16 protein-coding genes are annotated in these 18225 nt (G+C 48.8%); all 16 read left to right on the forward strand.

Features of this window, described 5'->3' with window-relative positions:
• The first annotated feature begins 8 nt into the window (after positions 1-8).
• Positions 9-2555: a glycosyltransferase gene (locus I4W93_RS01665; RefSeq protein ID WP_205310166.1), complete on the forward strand. Its 2547-nt coding sequence runs from the start codon at positions 9-11 to the stop codon at positions 2553-2555.
• Positions 2548-3639, forward strand: coding sequence for a glycosyltransferase (locus tag I4W93_RS01670; protein WP_205310165.1), 1092 nt, complete (start codon positions 2548-2550; stop codon positions 3637-3639). The genes I4W93_RS01665 and I4W93_RS01670 overlap by 8 nt, the downstream gene beginning before the upstream one ends.
• A 3-nt stretch (positions 3640-3642) precedes the next feature.
• The gene (locus I4W93_RS01675; protein ID WP_205310164.1) at positions 3643-4947 is read left to right on the forward strand and encodes an O-antigen ligase family protein; all 1305 of its coding nucleotides are present in this window, start codon (positions 3643-3645) and stop codon (positions 4945-4947) included.
• A 4-nt stretch (positions 4948-4951) separates the two neighbouring features.
• Positions 4952-5704 (forward strand): WecB/TagA/CpsF family glycosyltransferase, encoded by a 753-nt coding sequence (locus I4W93_RS01680; RefSeq protein ID WP_205310163.1) that lies wholly within the window; start codon positions 4952-4954, stop codon positions 5702-5704.
• Positions 5704-6657: an NAD-dependent epimerase/dehydratase family protein gene (locus tag I4W93_RS01685; protein WP_205310162.1), complete on the forward strand. Its 954-nt coding sequence runs from the start codon at positions 5704-5706 to the stop codon at positions 6655-6657. Before I4W93_RS01680 ends, I4W93_RS01685 begins: the two co-directional genes overlap by 1 nt.
• Positions 6658-6745: 88 nt before the next feature.
• Positions 6746-7066, forward strand: a complete 321-nt coding sequence (locus tag I4W93_RS01690; RefSeq protein ID WP_205310161.1) for an RT0821/Lpp0805 family surface protein — start codon at positions 6746-6748, stop codon at positions 7064-7066.
• 62 nt (positions 7067-7128) lie between these two features.
• Complete coding sequence (locus I4W93_RS01695; RefSeq protein ID WP_224673218.1) at positions 7129-9033, forward strand: polysaccharide biosynthesis/export family protein; 1905 nt, start codon at positions 7129-7131, stop codon at positions 9031-9033.
• A gap of 5 nt (positions 9034-9038) precedes the next feature.
• A complete protein-coding gene (locus I4W93_RS01700; RefSeq protein ID WP_205310160.1) occupies positions 9039-9833 on the forward strand; it encodes an ABC transporter permease in 795 nt (264 codons plus the stop codon).
• On the forward strand, positions 9830-10492 hold the full coding sequence (locus I4W93_RS01705; protein WP_205310159.1) for an ABC transporter ATP-binding protein: 663 nt from the start codon (positions 9830-9832) through the stop codon (positions 10490-10492). Before I4W93_RS01700 ends, I4W93_RS01705 begins: the two co-directional genes overlap by 4 nt.
• Complete coding sequence (locus I4W93_RS01710; RefSeq protein ID WP_205310158.1) at positions 10489-11571, forward strand: KpsE/RkpR family capsule polysaccharide export protein; 1083 nt, start codon at positions 10489-10491, stop codon at positions 11569-11571. The genes I4W93_RS01705 and I4W93_RS01710 overlap by 4 nt, the downstream gene beginning before the upstream one ends.
• Positions 11564-13342: a capsular polysaccharide export protein, LipB/KpsS family gene (locus I4W93_RS20475; RefSeq protein WP_205310157.1), complete on the forward strand. Its 1779-nt coding sequence runs from the start codon at positions 11564-11566 to the stop codon at positions 13340-13342. The genes I4W93_RS01710 and I4W93_RS20475 overlap by 8 nt, the downstream gene beginning before the upstream one ends.
• A 14-nt stretch (positions 13343-13356) precedes the next feature.
• On the forward strand, positions 13357-14502 hold the full coding sequence (locus tag I4W93_RS01720; RefSeq protein WP_205310156.1) for a glycosyltransferase family 4 protein: 1146 nt from the start codon (positions 13357-13359) through the stop codon (positions 14500-14502).
• Complete coding sequence (rfbB, locus tag I4W93_RS01725; RefSeq protein ID WP_205310155.1) at positions 14495-15553, forward strand: dTDP-glucose 4,6-dehydratase; 1059 nt, start codon at positions 14495-14497, stop codon at positions 15551-15553. The genes I4W93_RS01720 and rfbB overlap by 8 nt, the downstream gene beginning before the upstream one ends.
• A 26-nt stretch (positions 15554-15579) precedes the next feature.
• Positions 15580-16494 carry a dTDP-4-dehydrorhamnose reductase gene (rfbD, locus tag I4W93_RS01730; protein ID WP_205310154.1) on the forward strand — a complete coding sequence of 305 codons (915 nt, stop codon included), beginning with the start codon at positions 15580-15582 and terminating at the stop codon, positions 16492-16494.
• Between the two features lies 1 nt (position 16495).
• A complete protein-coding gene (locus tag I4W93_RS20405) occupies positions 16496-17197 on the forward strand; it encodes a CatB-related O-acetyltransferase (protein ID WP_280847378.1) in 702 nt (233 codons plus the stop codon).
• A complete protein-coding gene (locus I4W93_RS01740) occupies positions 17197-18207 on the forward strand; it encodes an ATP-grasp domain-containing protein (RefSeq protein WP_205310153.1) in 1011 nt (336 codons plus the stop codon). The genes I4W93_RS20405 and I4W93_RS01740 overlap by 1 nt, the downstream gene beginning before the upstream one ends.
• The last annotated feature ends 18 nt before the right edge of the window (positions 18208-18225 follow it).

The following is an 18225-nucleotide window of genomic DNA, read 5'->3' on the forward strand; positions in this document are numbered from 1 at the left end:
CCAACAATATGGCGCTTAAAGTTAATATAATAGCCAACTACATTGGTACCGGGTATAACCTGCTAATTGGTATAGTCATTTTGCCGTTGTACCTTGGCTACATGGGAGCTGAAGCCTATGGCTTGGTTGGTTTTTTTACCTTGATGCAAGTGTGGCTAAATATTCTTGATTTAGGTTTAAGTCCAACACTCAATCGCCAAGCTGCTGCTGCATCTTCGTCGCCCAATGGCTATCAACATTTTGTCTCCCTGCTTAAAAGTTTTGAGCTGATCTTTTTTTTCTTAGCATTGGTTACCGTCAGTTTGGTATACATCGGTAGCGAGTGGATGTCGCATCACTGGTTTGACGCTCAGATCTTAACACCAGAGGATGTCCAGCACTCTGTACAGCTAATGGGCGTGATTATTGCGTTGCGTTGGCAAACTGCGTTATACCGCAGCGGAATATTGGGTTTTGAATATCATGTTTGGAACAATATGGTATCGGTTACCTATGCCAGTTTCCGATTTATTGGCTCCTTGCTATTGGTCATGTTTGTCAGCAATGACATTCTGCATTTTTTTTATTACCAGTTATTTTTATCCGCTATCGAATTCTTGGTACTACGCCATAAGCTATATCGCATTTTGCCAGCAAATATAGATAAGCGTTTACAGATAGATATACCGGCAGTTCGAAAAGTGGCGCCTTTTGCTCTTGGAGTTGCCTACAGTGCGTCGCTGTGGGTAATAGTAACTCAACTGGATAAGTTGATGTTGTCAACATTGTTGCCGTTAACTCAGTTTGGTTATTTCTCACTTGTTACCGTTATATCAAGCGGTTTGTTGCATATTACTTTTCCTGTTAGCGTCGCCATTCAACCTCGCCTTACTGCACTACTGGCAGAGGGAAAAATAGCCGAGATGCAACAGTTGTATCGAAGTGCTACCCGTTTTGTGGCCTTTATGAGTGGTGCGGTGGTCGTTGTAATGGTGGTGTACTCCGAGCCGCTACTGTATGCCTGGACAGGTGATCGTGAGGCAGCTAAATGGGGGGCTCCGGTATTAGTATGGTTTGCCCTTGGTAATGCCATGCTTACGCTGGGAACGTTTCAATACTTCTTGCAGTTCGCTTTTGGTAGTATGCGACTGCATGTTATCGGTTCAACCATTAGTGCTGTGCTTCAGGTTCCTATCATTCTGTATGCAGCTATTTATTATGGTGCTGTCGGGGCGGGGCTTGCCTGGTTCGGCTTTCGCTGTATTTTTTTCCTTATTTGGCCACCCATAGTACATAACCGCTTTGCGCCAGGCTTGCACAGTCGTTGGTTGCTGATCGATATAGTGCCTTGCATTGTGATCACAGTACTATTGATTATTCTATGGCAAATGATGTTGCCGCTTGCCGTCGACAACGAACGTTTTAATATTATGTTACATATTGGCATGGTCGCAATGCTAACCCTGGCATTAATGTTCTTGCCGTTATTTGTGTTTAGCCGCTGGCGGCGAAAACGTACTGATTTATTACCGTTAGCAAGTGGAACGGTTAGGGATGAACAAGAAATACTATCTCAGTGGTTAGATGTTGAGCTGAAAGTGAGCATTTGTTGCATTTGTCACAATCAAGAAAAGTACCTTGCTCAGGCGTTAGACAGCTTTTTACAACAAAAAACCGATTTTGCATTTGAGATTGTTGTACATGACGATGCCTCAACTGACGGCAGCAGCGATATAATCCGGCAGTACGCCAACCGCTATCCACGGTTAATTAAACCAGTATTTCAGACAGAGAATCAATATCGGCAAGGACGGCAAATTTCCGCCAATTTTGTTTGGCCTAAAGCGCGAGGTAAATATTTGGCGTTATGTGAAGGCGATGATTTTTGGTGCGACAGTAGCAAACTCGCCAGACAAATAGCTGTTTTAGAGAGAATGCCAGATGTTGATATTTGTTTTCATCCGAGTATTGAACTGTATCCGGATGGTAAGCAGATCCAAGCCTGTAACATGGGCAATAAAGCACGGATAATTGATTTTGCTCAAGTTGTCCGTGGTGGTGGTGGTTTTATACCTACTGCTGCCATCGTGGTGCGCCGTGTTGTTGTGCAACAGCTGCCAGCTTGGTTTCAGAATGTACCGGTAGGTGACTATTATTTGCAGATGCTGGCGGCAAAGCGCGGTGGTGCAGCATACTTGCCCCAGGTTATGTGCTGTTACCGACGAGAGGCTGATAATTCATGGAGTATTTCAACGCAACATTGGTCTGAGCACAAAATTGCTAAAGTATCGCAAGCTCACATCAAAGTACTCACACAATTTCAAGCCGAATGTGCAGCTGAGTTTGCCAGTGATTTAAATTATGCCAAAGCAAGAGAGGTCATGTTAACGGCTATTATAGCGATCAAGGCCAGAAATTTTGTGCTGGCAAAGCAATTAGTCGAACAAAGCTGGCAACATCGCCGTTTTGCCGGCACTCGCCAAACGCTGCTATACAGTTTACGCAGTCAGCTAAAATTATTGTTCACACTACGCTTTATTCTCAGCAAGAGTAAGCAGGGTCTATCGAATGTCTGAACATGATGTACAACGTTTGTTAGTTGTGATGGAAAGCTTTGTTATGGGCGGCGTAGAGCGTGTTACGCTGCGTTTGTTACAAGCGTTGCAGGAACAGTATACCAAGCTAAATATTGTCGTGGCGGTGCAGCAAAATAGCGGTGCCTTAGCCACTGAATTTTCACAAACATTAACCGTTGTCGAATTACCGCCCGGCAGCATAGCTCAGGCAAAGGCGTTACGTGGTTTAGTAACACAACAGCAAAGCCAACTGGTACTGTTTACCAAAGGCGGTTTGTCACGCTATCAGTTATGTCTACCGCGTAAAGTACGCAGTGTGGTGGTGCAGCACGTACCGCTGGCATTGCCTGGTTTGTCGAATGGTAAAAACTTGCTACGCCGGGTATTCGCTGCACTGTGTTTCCGGTTGGTCGATAAAGTGGTTACCGTATCTGATGGTTTAAACCAGGACGTGTGTACCTCACTGAAGTTAGCGCCTACTAAGGTTGTAACCATTTACAACCCCGTGCTCACGGAGGCGTTAGCCGGTATGGCAGAACAACCGCTGCCAGCCCAAATGTTGCCGCTAACGTCATACTTTATTTGTGTCGGCCGGTTAGACTATCAAAAAGGCTACGATATGTTGCTTAAAATATGGCAGCAACCGCAGTTACAGCAGCAGCATGTTTGTATTATTGGCGACGGTCCTTTATTGCATGAGTTGTCTGAACAAATTGTTCAGCTGGGCTTATCAGAGCGTGTGCATCTATTAGGCTCGCACAATAACCCGTATTGTTTTATGCGCCATGCTACAGCATTATTATTGCCATCGCGATTTGAAGGTTTACCCACAGTGTTGGTTGAAGCCGCTGCGCTTGGCCGCCAACTAGTAGCCTTCGATTGCCCCTATGGCCCGGCCGAGTTACTTAACGAGGGCCGTGATGGCTATCTTATTGCTGCCGGTGATATAACCGCCTTTGCCGATGCAGTAGCGCAGGTTGCGCACGGGCAGTATAAACCTTTACCAGATGTCAGCGCGTTCTTTGCTGCAGCTGCAGCCGAAAATTATTTTCAATTGTTCACTCAGTTGTTTAAGAGGCACTAGTTAATGCAGCGGCTAAATGTATTTAGTAACGCATTAACACCAGTAGCGCTGATTTTACTGTTTCTATGTTATTGGCCAACTTACATAGTGCCTGGTTTGCCAGTTGATGCGTTACAAAAAGCACATTACGTGATGGTGGCACTCTTTGCTGTGGCTATTTGCTGGCTAAATGGGGCTAGGTTGGTTATGCCCAAGCTGGCGGTGCTCTATTTGCTGCCGCTGTTGGTGTACCTGTTGGTGTTTCCGCAAATCCTAGCGGTTACTACTTTTTTCCATATTGGTTTAATCCTAAAAGTTTTCACTTTCAGCTTATTTATTGTGGCGGTGTATTCTGTGTTACGAAAAAGCTTTAACGTTAACAACACGCCAAGCCTAACACGGTTATTTTACTTAGTCTTATTGCTACAGTTAATGTTTGTTGCCCTGCAACTTGTGTTCGGTGATACCACCTGGCTAGGTTGGTGGAACCATAAAGAGGTAGTTACGGCCTGGGGTAAGCGGGCACCTGGCACCTTCGATTGGGTGTATTCAACCTGTTATTTTTTAACATTTTTTATCCCTATGTTGTTATTAAATAGTGTCCGGTCACGCTATAAATTTCTTAACGCCATTTTGCTGGGGGCCGTGCTTATTGTGGTGTTATTATCACAATCTAAAACAGGCTATCTGGCAACGGTACTGGTTTTTGCCTATCTGTTGCTCTTTATGTGGTGCAGTGGTGCTAAAGCTAGCGGCCGGGTTGCGCTGCTATATCTGTTGATGGCAGTGTTTTTATTGTTGGTATTGATATATTCAGGTATTGAATTAGAGTACATCAGCAATTTTATCGAGTTAATTAGCAGTGGTAGCACTGACGGCTCAACTTACACCCGTTTACACCAAACTAAGTTGGCGGTTGGTGAGGGGTTGGCGTACTGGTATCAAGGTTCGCCAGACGTACTGCGCGGGGTGGTAATAGAAAACGCTTATCTGGATTATTTGTTTCGCTATGGTATCTGGGGCTTGATGCAGTATTTGGTGTTTATCGGTTTACTGGTATTGATCAGTGGCGTAGTTGCTTATAAAGCGGTGCAGCAAGCTAATGCGGCGCTGATACCTAATCAAACCGCGCTGATAGCACTATGTTGTCATATTTCTATGGTCGCTTTGTCGATATACTCACTCAGTGCCGCCACTGCCGACGCATATAAATCGTCAATGTGGACATGTTTTGTTTTTACCTTGACGATTTTTGTTTATCATTACTCACTTAAACCAACGCAAGCGCTTACAGAACGCAGTGCAAATTCGCAAATAGCAGGCACCTGACGCAATGAACTTCGACAATCTGCAGCTACTCGAGCAACGGATCCGCAGCAAAGAGCATTTTATTAGCTTAATGCAGCAGAGCAGTGCGCAGGTCACGACCAGTTTTGTTAATCCGTTTTCAGTAAAGGTGCTGGCAGAAAAGCCCGACCTTATTCGTCAGATAGACCATTTTTATGTCGATGGCGGCTTGTACGTTAAGCTGTTTAACCTGTTTGGCGCCGGCGATAAAATTAATCGCTGTAGTTTTGATTTCTCCTCAGTTGCCTGCGACTTTTTTAGTTACTGCCAAAACCATCAGATAAAAATTGCCCTTATTGGCGCCAAGCCAGAAGAAATAACCGTTGCTGTGGCGAATATCCAGCAAAAGTACTCTCAGCTAAACATTGCCTATGTGCGCCACGGCTACTTTGCCGATGCCGGGCAGCGCGAGCAATGCTTTGCTGAAATTAACGCCAGTGGCGCCAGTGCGCTGATTTGTGGCATGGGCACACCACAACAAGAACAGTTAATTGTCGCCGCGCGCGAAGCTTGCCCTCAGGTGCGTTTTTTTTCTACCTGCGGTGGCTTTTTCACCCAAACGTCGTTAGATATTGAATACTGGCATCCATTAATGAACCGATTAGGCCTGCGCTGGTTGCAGCGTGCGGTGCAGCATTCGCATGTGCGCAACCGCATTCTGCGCGACTATCCACTATTTATCTGGCACTACCTGAAATACGCCCTAAAGCAACGTCGTAATAAGGACAATGCCAGTTGATGAGCAGCAGCAATCCGAAGTCGGTATTAATTACCGGCACTACCGGCCTGGTGGGGCGCAGCCTAATGCAGCAGCTTGCAGGGCAATGCACACTTTACAGTATGGGGCGCAGCAAGCCTGAGGCTGACATAGTACATATTGACGCCCATTTTGGTGATAACCAACACTGGCTTGAAGCAGTCGAGCAAATTTTGCCGCAGGTAGAGGTTGTGGTGCACTGTGCTGCCAGAGTGCATGTTATGCAAGACAGCGCCAGTAACCCGTTGCAACAGTTTACTGCGGTGAATACCGACGCCACCCTGGCATTAGCCAAAGCGGCAGCGAGCGCCGGCGTAAAACGTTTTATTTTTATCAGTAGTATTAAAGTTAATGGCGAATACACACTAGCGGGGGTGCCGTTTACTGCCGCCGATAAAGTCGCACCCACTGACCCCTATGCCCATTCTAAATGGCAGGCAGAGCGGGGTTTACTGCAGTTGGGGCAGCACACTGAGATGGAGATTGTTATTATCCGACCGCCGTTAGTTTATGGCCCGGGTGTTAAAGCCAATTTTCGCGCGTTAGCTGCAGCGGTAAAGCGGGGTTATCCATTACCCTTTGGTGCCATTGACAATAAACGTAGCCTGGTGGCGCTGCAAAACTTAGTTAGTTTAATACAATGCTGTCTTACCCATCCTGCTGCCAGTGGGCAAACTTTGCTGGTCAGTGATGGCATTGATTTGTCCAGTGCCGAATTGGTGCGATTAATGGCGGCGGCACAAGGGGTGAAAGCCCGGGTCTGGCCGGTGCCGGGGTGGCTGCTGCAATCTGCCGCAACATTATTTGGTAAAGCTGAGCAATACCGGCGTGTGGTCGGCAGTTTACAGTTGGATATCACAGCTACGTGTAACAGGTTAAACTGGTCTCCACCGCTGACACCTGAACAAGCAATAACAAAAGCGCTGGAAAACTAAGCAGCTGGCTAGCAACCCTTAAAGGGTGTTTGGTAAAGTGGTTTTCTAATGTTACATTAACAACAATTTTTTCAGGACGATAAACGCAATGAAGTCTGCTCTGTTCACTGCTGTACCCTTGATGTTATTACTCGCTGGCTGTAGCCAAACGTTTGCGCCCGAGCGCACGCTAGCGCCGGCATCAATTATTAGCTACAACGCTGCAGTAAAGCTTGAGCAGCTCAGGCCGGGCCAGACAGTACTGCTTGGGGCAACCCCATGGGGCGATAATATCAATGTCACAGCGTTGGAACGTTATCGTTCTGCTTCTGGTTTCGATTGCCTAAAGCTACAGCTAACTAATCAAAAAGCATTAGCGTGTCAGACGGCAGATAATTTGTGGCTGGCTGAACAAGCCTACGCCCAGTAATAACAGCGAGTAACGGCAGGCAGTTAACTACTGTCAGGGTCCCGGATTTCAGGAATGGCATAATGATGTATGCAAATATCAGCACGGCGTATGCGAAAATAGCAGCGGCGTATGCAAATTTAACCACAGTAGCGCAGTTTACTGCCGCGCAAGCTCCAACCGTGCAATCTTCAACCGCTAAGCTACAGACTGTGCGCGCACAGCCAAACCACACAGCCGCCAGGGTTGCACGCCCGGCCGGTAGCCTGCGTGCTATTGCTGGTGTGCTAGGTGCGCTGTGCTGCTTACAACCGGCGCTGGCACAAAGCCTGGCCGATATACCGGCAAGTCAGCGTGCTGCAGCCATGAATAACAGCCAGGTGCAGCAGTTACTGAATGACAACAAAAACAGCACCCCGGTGCTGGCCGAGCAAGGGCTTAACACCAGCTGGCAAACCGGTCAATATGGCCCCAGCGTGGGCACTAAGCCAGCAAATAGCAGCGATATAATGCCATTTGGTGCCGAGTTATTTGGCGGTGGTTTTCGTGGCCTGCGCTCAGATGGCTTAAACCCAAATTATAAAGTGTTACCGGGTGACCAAATTACGCTGCGTATTTGGGGCTCGGTTGAAGTAGACCGCGTGCTACCGGTCGATGCACAAGGCAACATTTTTATCCCCTCTGTCGGTCCGGTTCAGGTTATGGGCACCAGCCATCAGCAACTCGATGCACTGGTGCGCTCTGCAGTACGTCGGGTTTATCCAGACAACGTGCAGGTATACACCAATTTGCAAGGCGTGCAGCCGGTAGCCGTGTTTGTTACCGGTTATGTGCAGCAACCTGGCCGCTATGCCGGTGTACCATCTGATTCAGCCTTGTTTTTTCTTGACCAGGCCGGTGGTATTGATAATGCGCTGGGCAGTTACCGCCAGATAAAGCTGCTGCGCAACGGCGAGGTCCTGCAAAACCTGGATCTCTATCAGTTTGTGCTGGCCGGGCAATTAGCACATCCACAATTTGAAAATGGCGATACCTTATTAGTCGAACAGCGTCAGCAAGTGGTGCAGGTGAGTGGCGATGTGGCACGTGCGTACCAGTACGAGCTTAATAATAGTGAGTCGGCCGATGTCTTGTTAACGCGGGTGCAGTTAAAACCAGGTGTTACCCATGTCTTGCATCGCGGTATTAATGCCACAACACCTTATTCAGACTATGTACGCTTAAACGAGTTAAGCCAGCTAATATTGGCGAATGGTGATGAACTGGTATTTAGCGTAGACCAACAAGCCAGCCAGATCGTGGTGCAGGTAGAGGGTAATTTTCTTGGCCAGTCCAGGTTTGTCGTGCCAAAGCACGCCAGTTTGCAACAGGTGCTGCGCAACATTGCGATTGACCCGGCGATAGCCGATATCAACAATATTTCATTACGCCGCCTTAGTATTGCCGAGCGGCAGCGTGCGTCATTGCTAGAGGCCTTACGCCGGCTGGAAACCACCTATTTAGGTGCACCATCAGCCACGGTAGAAGAGTCGGCCATTCGCGTACGTGAAGCAGAACTAATAAGTCAGTTTGTGCAAAAAGCCCGTCAGGTGCAGCCAACTGGCCGCCTGGTGGTCGCCGATGACATCAGCGGTGTGGCCGACATCCGGCTGCAAGACGGTGATGTTATTACTATCCCAGAGCTTAGCGATGCGGTGTTAGTGAGTGGCGAGGTGTTTGTGCCGCAATCGGTGGTATTTAGCGGCAGAAAAAGTCTGGAGGACTATATCGCCGCGGCCGGTGGCTACAGCCAGCACGCCGACAAGAGCCGTATTCTGGTGGTGCGTCCCAATGGTGAGATCCGCCTGGCTGACGATGTTGACATTCGCTCTGGTGACGAAATCCTCGTGTTGCCAAAAGTAAGCAGTAAAAATCTTGAGCTGGCATCGTCTATTAGCCAAATTCTGTATCAAATTGCTGTGGCAACCAAAGTCGCTCTGGACCTGTAATACCGATGACAATACAGCTAAACCGCAGTTCGTGGCAGGTTACACTGGATGTGTGGCGTGCCATGTTTCTGCGCGAAATTGTTTCGCGTATTTCGGCTGACCGCTTCGGCTGGGTCTGGTTAATACTCGAGCCAATACTCCACATCGTGTTGTTTGTGGCTATTCGCATGTTGATGGGCCGGGTGAAGTTTATTCCCGGCGCCGAGTTTGTGCCGTGGTTTGTTATCGGTATGATGGGCTTTTTCCTGTTTCGCCAGGGTATAACCCGCTCTATGGGCGCCATTAATGGCAATAAAGCCTTGTTTGCCTACCGTCAGGTGCAACCGCTAGATGCTGTACTGGTACGCTGCTTCATAGAGGGCATTTTAAAAACTCTGGTGCTGCTAATCATTATTGCCGGCGCAACGCTGCTGGAATACCACATCATCCCGCACAATATGTTAGGTGCGATGGCGATGTGGGCGTTTATTTGGTTGCTGGGCACCAGCGTTGGCGTGGTACTGTCGGTAGTTAACACCGTTTTGCCGGAAACAGAAAAAGTCATGGGCCTGATTATGCTGCCGTTGTATTTCTTGTCCGGCGTGATGATACCGCTGCAGTTTCTGCCACACGCCTTGCACCCGTATTTATTGCTTAACCCGGTAGTGCACGGCATTGAGTCGCTGCGCATGCAGTTTTTTCCGCACTATCACACCATTAACGGCATCGATTTAATGTATATGGCGTATTGGGCGCTGGGCGCACTGTTTCTTGGTTTAGCATTGCATGTTCGTTATCGGATCAGGTTAATTGCCAAATGATCGAAGTCGCTAATATTTATAAACGCTATCACGGCCTGCATGGCGGTGACTGGGTACTGCAAGATGTCAGTTTTACCATTCCCGCCGCGATAAGCGTTGGCGTAGTGGGGCGCAATGGCGCCGGTAAGTCTACCTTGCTGCGAATGCTGGCAGGCATGGACAGCCCGGATAAAGGCACTATTGCGCGTAAATGCCGGGTGTCCTGGCCAATTGGTTTGGGCGGCGGTTTTCAAAGCAATATGACCGGCCGGCAGAATGTAAAATTTGTTGCCCGAGTTAACGGTGGCGAAGCCGACATGGCACGCATTATCGATTTTGTGCAAGACTTTGCCGAAATTGGCCCGGCGTTTGAACAGCCACTGGCCACCTATTCCAGCGGTATGAAAAGCCGCTTAGCTTTTGGTTTGTCACTGGCGTTTGATTTTGACGTGTACTTGTCTGACGAAGCCACCAGTGTTGGCGATGCGGCATTTCGTGACAAAGCCACCGAAGCTTTTCGCGCCCGGGTTGGCAAAAGCAGCATCGTTATGGTGTCGCACAGCACCGGTATTTTACAAGATTTATGTCAGGCCGGCCTGTGGCTACATCAGGGCCGTGCTTACTGGTTTGATCAATTAGACGACGCCATTACGGCGTACCATAAGAGTATTGGTAAATGAGAGAAAAACTTACAGCAAAAGCACATTGGCTGGCAGCTGGTATTGCCTGTATCTGCGCCGTGTTTTACTGGTCGGTTCTAGCCACCGATCGCTATATCTCGGAAACCAATATCGTGTTGGAATCACCCGAGCTGGCCCCCAGCTCGTTTAATTTTACCTCGCTATTGTCCGGCACCGGTGGTTCAGCCGATCTGTTATTGCTAAAAGACCACTTGTTATCGGTAGATATGTTGAAAAAAATCGATGCCAGCTTGCAGCTGCGACAGCACTACAGCAGCAGCGATATTGATTGGCTCAGCCGGTTAGATGCCGATGCGGCTATTGAACATTTTCATGAATATTATCAAAAACGCATTCATGTGGTATTTGACGATTATGCCGGCTTGCTACGCATTCGCGTTGCTGCTTACTCGCCGGAACAAGCCAAAGCAATTGCCGATGCGCTGTTACAAGAAGGCGAAGCCCACATGAACGACATGGGCCGGCGTTTGGCTGAAGAGCAGGTACGCTTTATTGAAGGCCAGGTGGCGATATTAAACCAGCGCCTGGAGCAAGCCCGTGAAGAGCTCCTGTCTTACCAAAACCAATATGGTTTGGTATCACCCACCGCTGCGGTTGAAAGTATCGCCGCTATTGTTGCCCGGCTTGAAAGCCAGCTGGCACTTACGGAAGCCCAGCGTAAGGCGGCAATGAGTTATCAAAGTGCTGTTTCGCCAGAGTTAAAACGTTTAAATGCGGAAATAGACGCCTTAAAACAACAAATCGCTCTAGAGCAAAATCGCTTAGCAGCAGGTGATGGCCAGTCGCTAAACCGGGTGTCAGCAGAATATGAAACTATCGCCTTAAGAGCTAAATTTGCGCTTGAGTTATATTCCAATACCCTAATTGCTTTAGAAAACACCCGTATTGAAGCCTCGCGTAAATTAAAGCAAGTGTCGGTATTGCAGTATCCAACCCTGCCAGAATACGCGGTAGAACCCAAGCGTATGAAAAACAGCATCGTTTTTATTGTAATGACGCTGTTGTTAGCCGGTATTGTTCATTTGTTGCTATTGATCATTCGGGATCATCGTGACTAAGCAAGGTGCTGGCGCTGGCGAAACGCCGTTTCATATTAGTTTGCCGAAAACCCTACTTAGCTATCGCACCAGTAAAGGTGCGGTGGCCGTGTTGCAGCACCAGTTAACCGCCGAGCTGCGCACAGCGCTATACCAGCCCATTAATAACCAGCATCAACAGCAGGCACGCGAGCTTATCCAATTGTGGCAAGATTGCCAAATTTCAGCCATGCCGGGCCACCCTGCTATCAGCCAGCTAGTTGACAGCCAGGCGGCATTTTCATTGATCTTGCTGCATCAGCAGCGCGAAAGCGAACTGCACCAGCTTATCCCGCTGGCCATAGGCCAAAATGCTGGCAACTGGGACGAACAGTTAGCCAAGTTCAGTAAAACGCTGGTGGTGTACAGCAACAAGGTGATAAGCCCATTATTACAATTTCGGGTTAGGCGTAAATGGCCACTGCTACAAATAAGCTTTATTAGTGGTGGCCATCCGGCTGGGTTATTTCAGCAGGCGCATAGCATTATTAGTGACGGCGGCTGGTATACCTTAGAAGCAATACTGGCCGGGCGTAATGTGCAGCAAAGCCATAGTTCAGTGTTTACCGCCTTGTGTAACAGCAGCGGCGACGAGCGCCAGCTACTACTGCAGCGCTTGGTGCACCAGCTTTTCCAGTTACACAGCAATATTATGTTACCGCACAGTCCCGGGGCTACCTTATCCGAGCTGTTTCACTGGTTAAGCTTTCAGCAACAGCAATTAAGTAAAATACCCTCAACGTTATATGTACACCGCATGGCCAGATTATGGCGACCGGTAATGCGCCGTTTTGCACCCTATAGCACGTTAAAGTTTGTACGCCACGGCCGCCAAGTGCCCGCCGGGGCAAGCCTGCTGTTATGGGGCCGGCGCGAGTGCGATACGGCGTTGGCCGCTGGCGTTAGTGTGCTGCGGGTAGAAGACGGTTTTGTGCGTTCGGTTGGACTGGGGGCGCAGTTTGTGCCGCCGGTATCCTGGGTGTTTGATGACCTTGGCATTTACTTTGACAGCCAAACTGAAAGTGCACTAGAGCGTGTGTGTAATCAGGTTGTGTTCAGCCAGGCCATGCTACAACGCGCAACAGCACTGCAGCAGCAAATAGTTAGCGCACACATTACCAAGTACAATACCGGTACTGGCCAGTGGTTGCGCCCAGCGGGTCGCACAGTAGTGCTAGTGCCCGGCCAGGTAGAGACCGACGCCTCTATTCGCTATGGTGCTGCCGAGATTAGGCAAAACCTGGCGCTGTTAAAAGCCGTGCGGCTACAGCGGCCCGACGCTTACCTGGTATACAAACCGCATCCCGATGTGGTGGCTAAAGCCCGGGCCAGTGGTGAGGGGGAGCACAGTGCAGCAGAATATTGCGATGAAGTGATTACTGACATCGGTATGGCGCAGTTACTTACACAGGTAGATGAGGTGCACGTACTTACCTCGTTAACCGGCTTTGAAGCTTTGCTGCGCGCTATACCGGTATATTGTTATGGTCGGCCATTTTATGCCGGTTGGGGCTTAACGGTAGATCAGGTGCCGCAGTTGCGACGCCAGCGTAGCCTGACGTTGCCACAACTGGTAGCGGCGACGTTAATCATGTATCCAACCTATGTTTCGGTAAAATATGGTTGTTATACTACAGCAGAAAATAGCCTGAACGAGCTGGCCGCTATGCGCAGCCAGCAGCAATTCAGCCTGGCAGGTGCCGGCCGACGCGCATTGCGTGTATTAGTAAATTTGTTGGTTAAACCCGCTTGAGTAAAGGACGCCGCTTGCAGCATATAGCATTGGTTGGTACTACGGCAGATGCGAAACTGGGGTTTCGCGCCGAACTGATAAAAGATCTGGTTGCCCAGGGGCACAAGGTGTTTGCTTTTGCCGGTGATTACACCGACAAAACCCGTGCTGCTATTAGCGCATTGGGTGCGCAGCCTGTGTCCTATTCGGTTAGTCGGTTTGGTATCAACCCAATTCAAGACTGCTACACCCTGTTGCAGCTAGTGCGGCTGTTTAAACAGCATCGTATTGATATGAGTTTCTGTTACTTTGCCAAGCCGGTTATTTTTGGCAGCCTGGCGGCAAAGCTGGCTGGTGTGCCGTACCGTGTGGCTAAAATAGAAGGTCTGGGACGCATTTTTACTGTACCTGCCAGTGGTGACACTCTTAGAGCACGAATATTACGCTGGGTGCAAACGCAGCTATACCGTTTAGCGCTACCTGCTTGTCATACGGTGTTTGTACTTAATCCCGACGATGAACAAGATTTAATCACCGCCAATAACATTAAGGTTAAACGCTGTATTAATCTAGGTGGCATAGGCATTAATCTTGAACAATATCAGCCATTTACTGCGTCCGGCAAAATTAAGTTTATTTTTGTCGGCCGGCTATTGCCAGAAAAAGGTATTGGATACTTTATTCAGGCGGCAACATTGTTGCGCCAGCAAGGTGCGCCTGCCGAGTTTGTTGTATTAGGTGAGCCAGATAACTCGCCCGGCGCTATTAACCGCGCCCAGTTACAAAAGCTGGTAGAGCAGGGCATTATCTATTACCCCGGCCGGGTAGGTAATGTGTCCGAGTATTTACGCCAGTCCCATGTGTTTGTACTGCCGTCGTATTATCGCGAAGGCGTACCACGTAGCACCCAGGAGGCTATGGCTGCAGGCCTGGCCATTATTACCACCAATGTGCCGGGTTGTCGTGAAACTGTAAGCCATAAAGACAATGGTTTGTTAGTACCACCGCACGACGTTGCTGCCTTGGTCGCTGCAATGCAGCAACTTATCCAGCAACCCGGTTTAGCTGAGCAAATGGGCCAGCGCAGCCGGACCATGGCGGAGAAAAAGTACGACGTGCGCAAAATAAACCACACCATATTGCAAGCGTTGTCACTGCATACGAAGCAAAAGCATGAATAAAACCTTTTTAGTCACCGGTGGCGCCGGCTTTATTGGCTCTGCTGTGGTACGGCATTTAATTAACGACACACCGCATAAGGTGGTTAATGTCGACAAGTTAACTTATGCCGGTAACTTAGCGTCGTTGCGCTGCATTGCGCAGTCGCCCCGTCACCATTTTGCCCAAGTGGATATCTGCGATGCGGCTGCTTTGGCGGCGCTGTTTGCCCAATATCAACCCGATGTCGTCATGCACCTGGCAGCAGAAAGCCACGTCGACCGCTCGATTGACGGCCCCGGCGAGTTTATTCAAACCAATATCGTTGGCACCTATACCTTGCTCGAAGCCGCCCGGAGTTATTGGAGCACGCTAAGTGCAGAAAAAAAAGCCGGCTTTCGTTTTCATCATATTTCTACTGACGAAGTGTACGGTGACTTACACGGCAGCGCTGACTTATTTACCGAAACCACGCCGTATGCGCCCAGTAGTCCGTATTCTGCCAGCAAGGCCGGTTCAGACCATTTAGTGCGGGCCTGGCTGCGCACCTTCGGCCTGCCCACGCTGGTAACAAATTGCTCGAATAACTATGGCCCTTATCATTTTCCGGAAAAACTTATCCCGCTAATGATTTTAAATGCTTTGGCCGGCAAATCCTTGCCGGTGTACGGCGATGGCAAACAAATTCGCGACTGGCTGTATGTCGAAGACCACGCCAGAGCGCTGGTAACAGTAGCCACGCAGGGTATTGTCGGTGAAACCTACAATATTGGCGGCCATAACGAAATGCAAAATATCGATGTAGTGCACACCTTGTGTAACTTGCTGGAACAACTTGCACCCAACAAGCCGGCTGGCATAACTAACTACAGCGAGTTAATTACCTATGTCACCGACCGGCCTGGCCATGATGTGCGCTATGCCATCGACGCCGGTAAAATTCAGCGCGAGCTGGGGTGGGTGCCACAAGAAACCTTTGAAAGTGGTCTGAAAAAAACCGTGCAATGGTATTTGGCTAATCCAAGCTGGTGGCAAGCCATTTTAGATGGTAGCTATCAGCAGCTAAGCCGCTAAGCAGTTAACAGGCAAAAGGACAGGTGATGCGCAATATTGTATTACTGGCACCATTGGGCCAGGTTGGCTTTGAACTGCTACGCAGCTTAGCGCCACTGGGCACGGTTTTTACCTTAAGCCGCAGTGACATTGATTTTGCCGACACCGCCGCTACCGCAACCAAGGTGGCGGCATTAAAGCCAGATCTTATTGTTAATGCGGCGGCCTGGACGGCGGTCGATAAAGCCGAGACCGAGCGCGACGCCGCTTTTTTAATTAATGCAGCCCTACCCGCCGCTTTGGCCAGTGTGGCACAGCAGCATAACGCCTGGTTGGTGCATTATTCTACCGACTATGTCTACCCGGGCAATGGCGATAAGCCATGGCAAGAAACCGACACCACAGGTCCATTGTCCGTCTATGGCCAAAGCAAGCTGGCTGGCGACGAGGCAATTATTGCCAGGTGTCCGCGGCATATTATTTTTCGTACCAGCTGGGTGTACGCAGCCCGCGGTACTAATTTTATGCGCACCATGCTAAAGCTGGCACAAAGCCGCGAAGCGCTGAATGTGGTAGCAGACCAAATGGGCGCCCCGACGCCGGCGCGGTTAATTGCTCAGGTTAGCGCACTGGCACTGCAGCAGCTGCTAACGCAAGACACAGCGAACACCAGCCGCTACGCCGGTGTGTATCATTTGGCAGCGCGCGGTTATTGCAGTTGGTACGATTTTGCCGCTGAAATCTTCAGCCTTGCCCGCGCAAACGGGCTGGCGTTAGCACTAAATCCAGAGCAATTTAAGCCCATAACTACGCCAGAGTATCCAACGCCAGCAACACGACCGGCTAACTCCAGGCTTGATGTCACTAAATTAGAACGCCAGTTCGCTCTGCAGCTGCCAGACTGGCGCAGCCAGTTGAAACTTGTACTGTCGGAGTGGCAGATCTTGGCTAACGGAGAGTAAAATGAGCGAGCTATTTAGCCTTCAGCCTGATATTTGTTCGCAATCATTGTTAGGCGAAGGAAGCCAATGCTACCGTGGCAGCAAGTTACTTGTATCAGACCTGCAGCAAAATTGTGTAGTGGGCGATTTTAGCCGGGTTTATCATTCAAGCCTTGCTACCATGGTGCGATTAGACAGAAATAATCTTATCTACCATAGTCAGATCGGCAGGCTCACCTACACAGGTATGAATACAGTAATAATGCATGCGCAAATTGGGCAATTTTGTGCGTTGTCCTGGGGCGTAACGGTTGGCCCTGGTGAGCACGACTACAGTAAAGTGACAACGCATGATTTTCTATATAATCCGTTTTACGGCCTAATGCCCGAATATGAACAAATACCTTACAATCGGTTCGAGCGCCCATGCACAATAGGCAATGATGTTTGGCTGGGCGCTAATGTGACTGTGCTAAGAGGCTGCAATATTGGTAACGGCGCAGTAATAGGCGCAAATGCGACCGTCACTACAGACATTCCGCCGTACGCTATTGCAGTAGGTAGCCCTGCAAAGGTTATCCGTTATCGCTTTGATACCGACAGCATAGCGCGATTGCAGGCACTTAACTGGTGGGATCTGCCGTTATCAGATATTCGTGCCCACTATCAGATATTTAAAGATGGCAATATTAAGCAGGTATTGTCAGTGTTGGAGACTTTGTAATGCATTTACTATTAACATCAGTTGGACGGCGCAGTTATTTAGTAGATTATTTTCGCCAAACCTTTAATCCGCAGCGACTGATCCATGTCTGCAACTCTGAAACAACGCCAGCTTTTGAACATGCAGATGGCCATTTTATTGCGCCGCTCATTTATGATTCAAGTTACACCGATGCACTGATAACCTATTGCAAACACCATAATATTAGTTATGTACTGTCATTGTTTGATATTGATTTACTAATCTTGTCGCAACAGCAGCAGCGTTTTACGGATGCGGGTATTACGCTAATTCTTGCACCGGCGCACAGTGTTGAAAAATGCAACGATAAATGGGCTACGCATCAGTTGTTGCAACAGTTGGGCATTGGCTCGCCTTATACCGTACTTAGCTTGGAGCAGGCAAAACAAGCCATTGTGCAGAACGAGCTGCAGTATCCGCTAATAATAAAACCACGTTGGGGCATGGCTTCCATTGGAGTGTATATTGCCGACAATGAAGCCGAGTTGCAGGTGTTTTATGATAAGTGCAACAAAGACATTGCCGCCACGCATTTAAAATACGAAAGTGAACGCACTATGGATGCCGCAGTGCTAATTCAGCAGAAACTGCAAGGGCAAGAATACGGCATTGACGTTGTTAACAGTTTGTCGCAACAATATCTGGGCTGTGTGGCTAAACAAAAAGTGCGCATGCGGGCTGGCGAGACAGATTTGGGGCTTACGGCAGATCCGCAACCTTTCGCTGAACTTGCCCGCAGTTTATCAGCAGTAATTGCTCACAAGGGTATCTTGTCGGTAGATTGCTTTACCTGTGAAGATGGTCTTTACGTTACAGAATTGAATTGTCGTATTTCCGGCCACTACCCGGTAAGCCATTTAGCCGGGTTCGACTATCCGGCTTTACTAAAACAAGATATTGAAACCAATGGTAAGCAATTATCAGCTGTTAGCTATGATATTGGATGTTATGTGTTTAAAGAACTTGTACCAGTGCGGGTAAAGGCATAACGTACATACAATTAAAGG

This window comes from Rheinheimera maricola, from assembly GCF_016918075.2.
GTDB lineage: Bacteria > Pseudomonadota > Gammaproteobacteria > Enterobacterales > Alteromonadaceae > Alishewanella > Alishewanella maricola_A.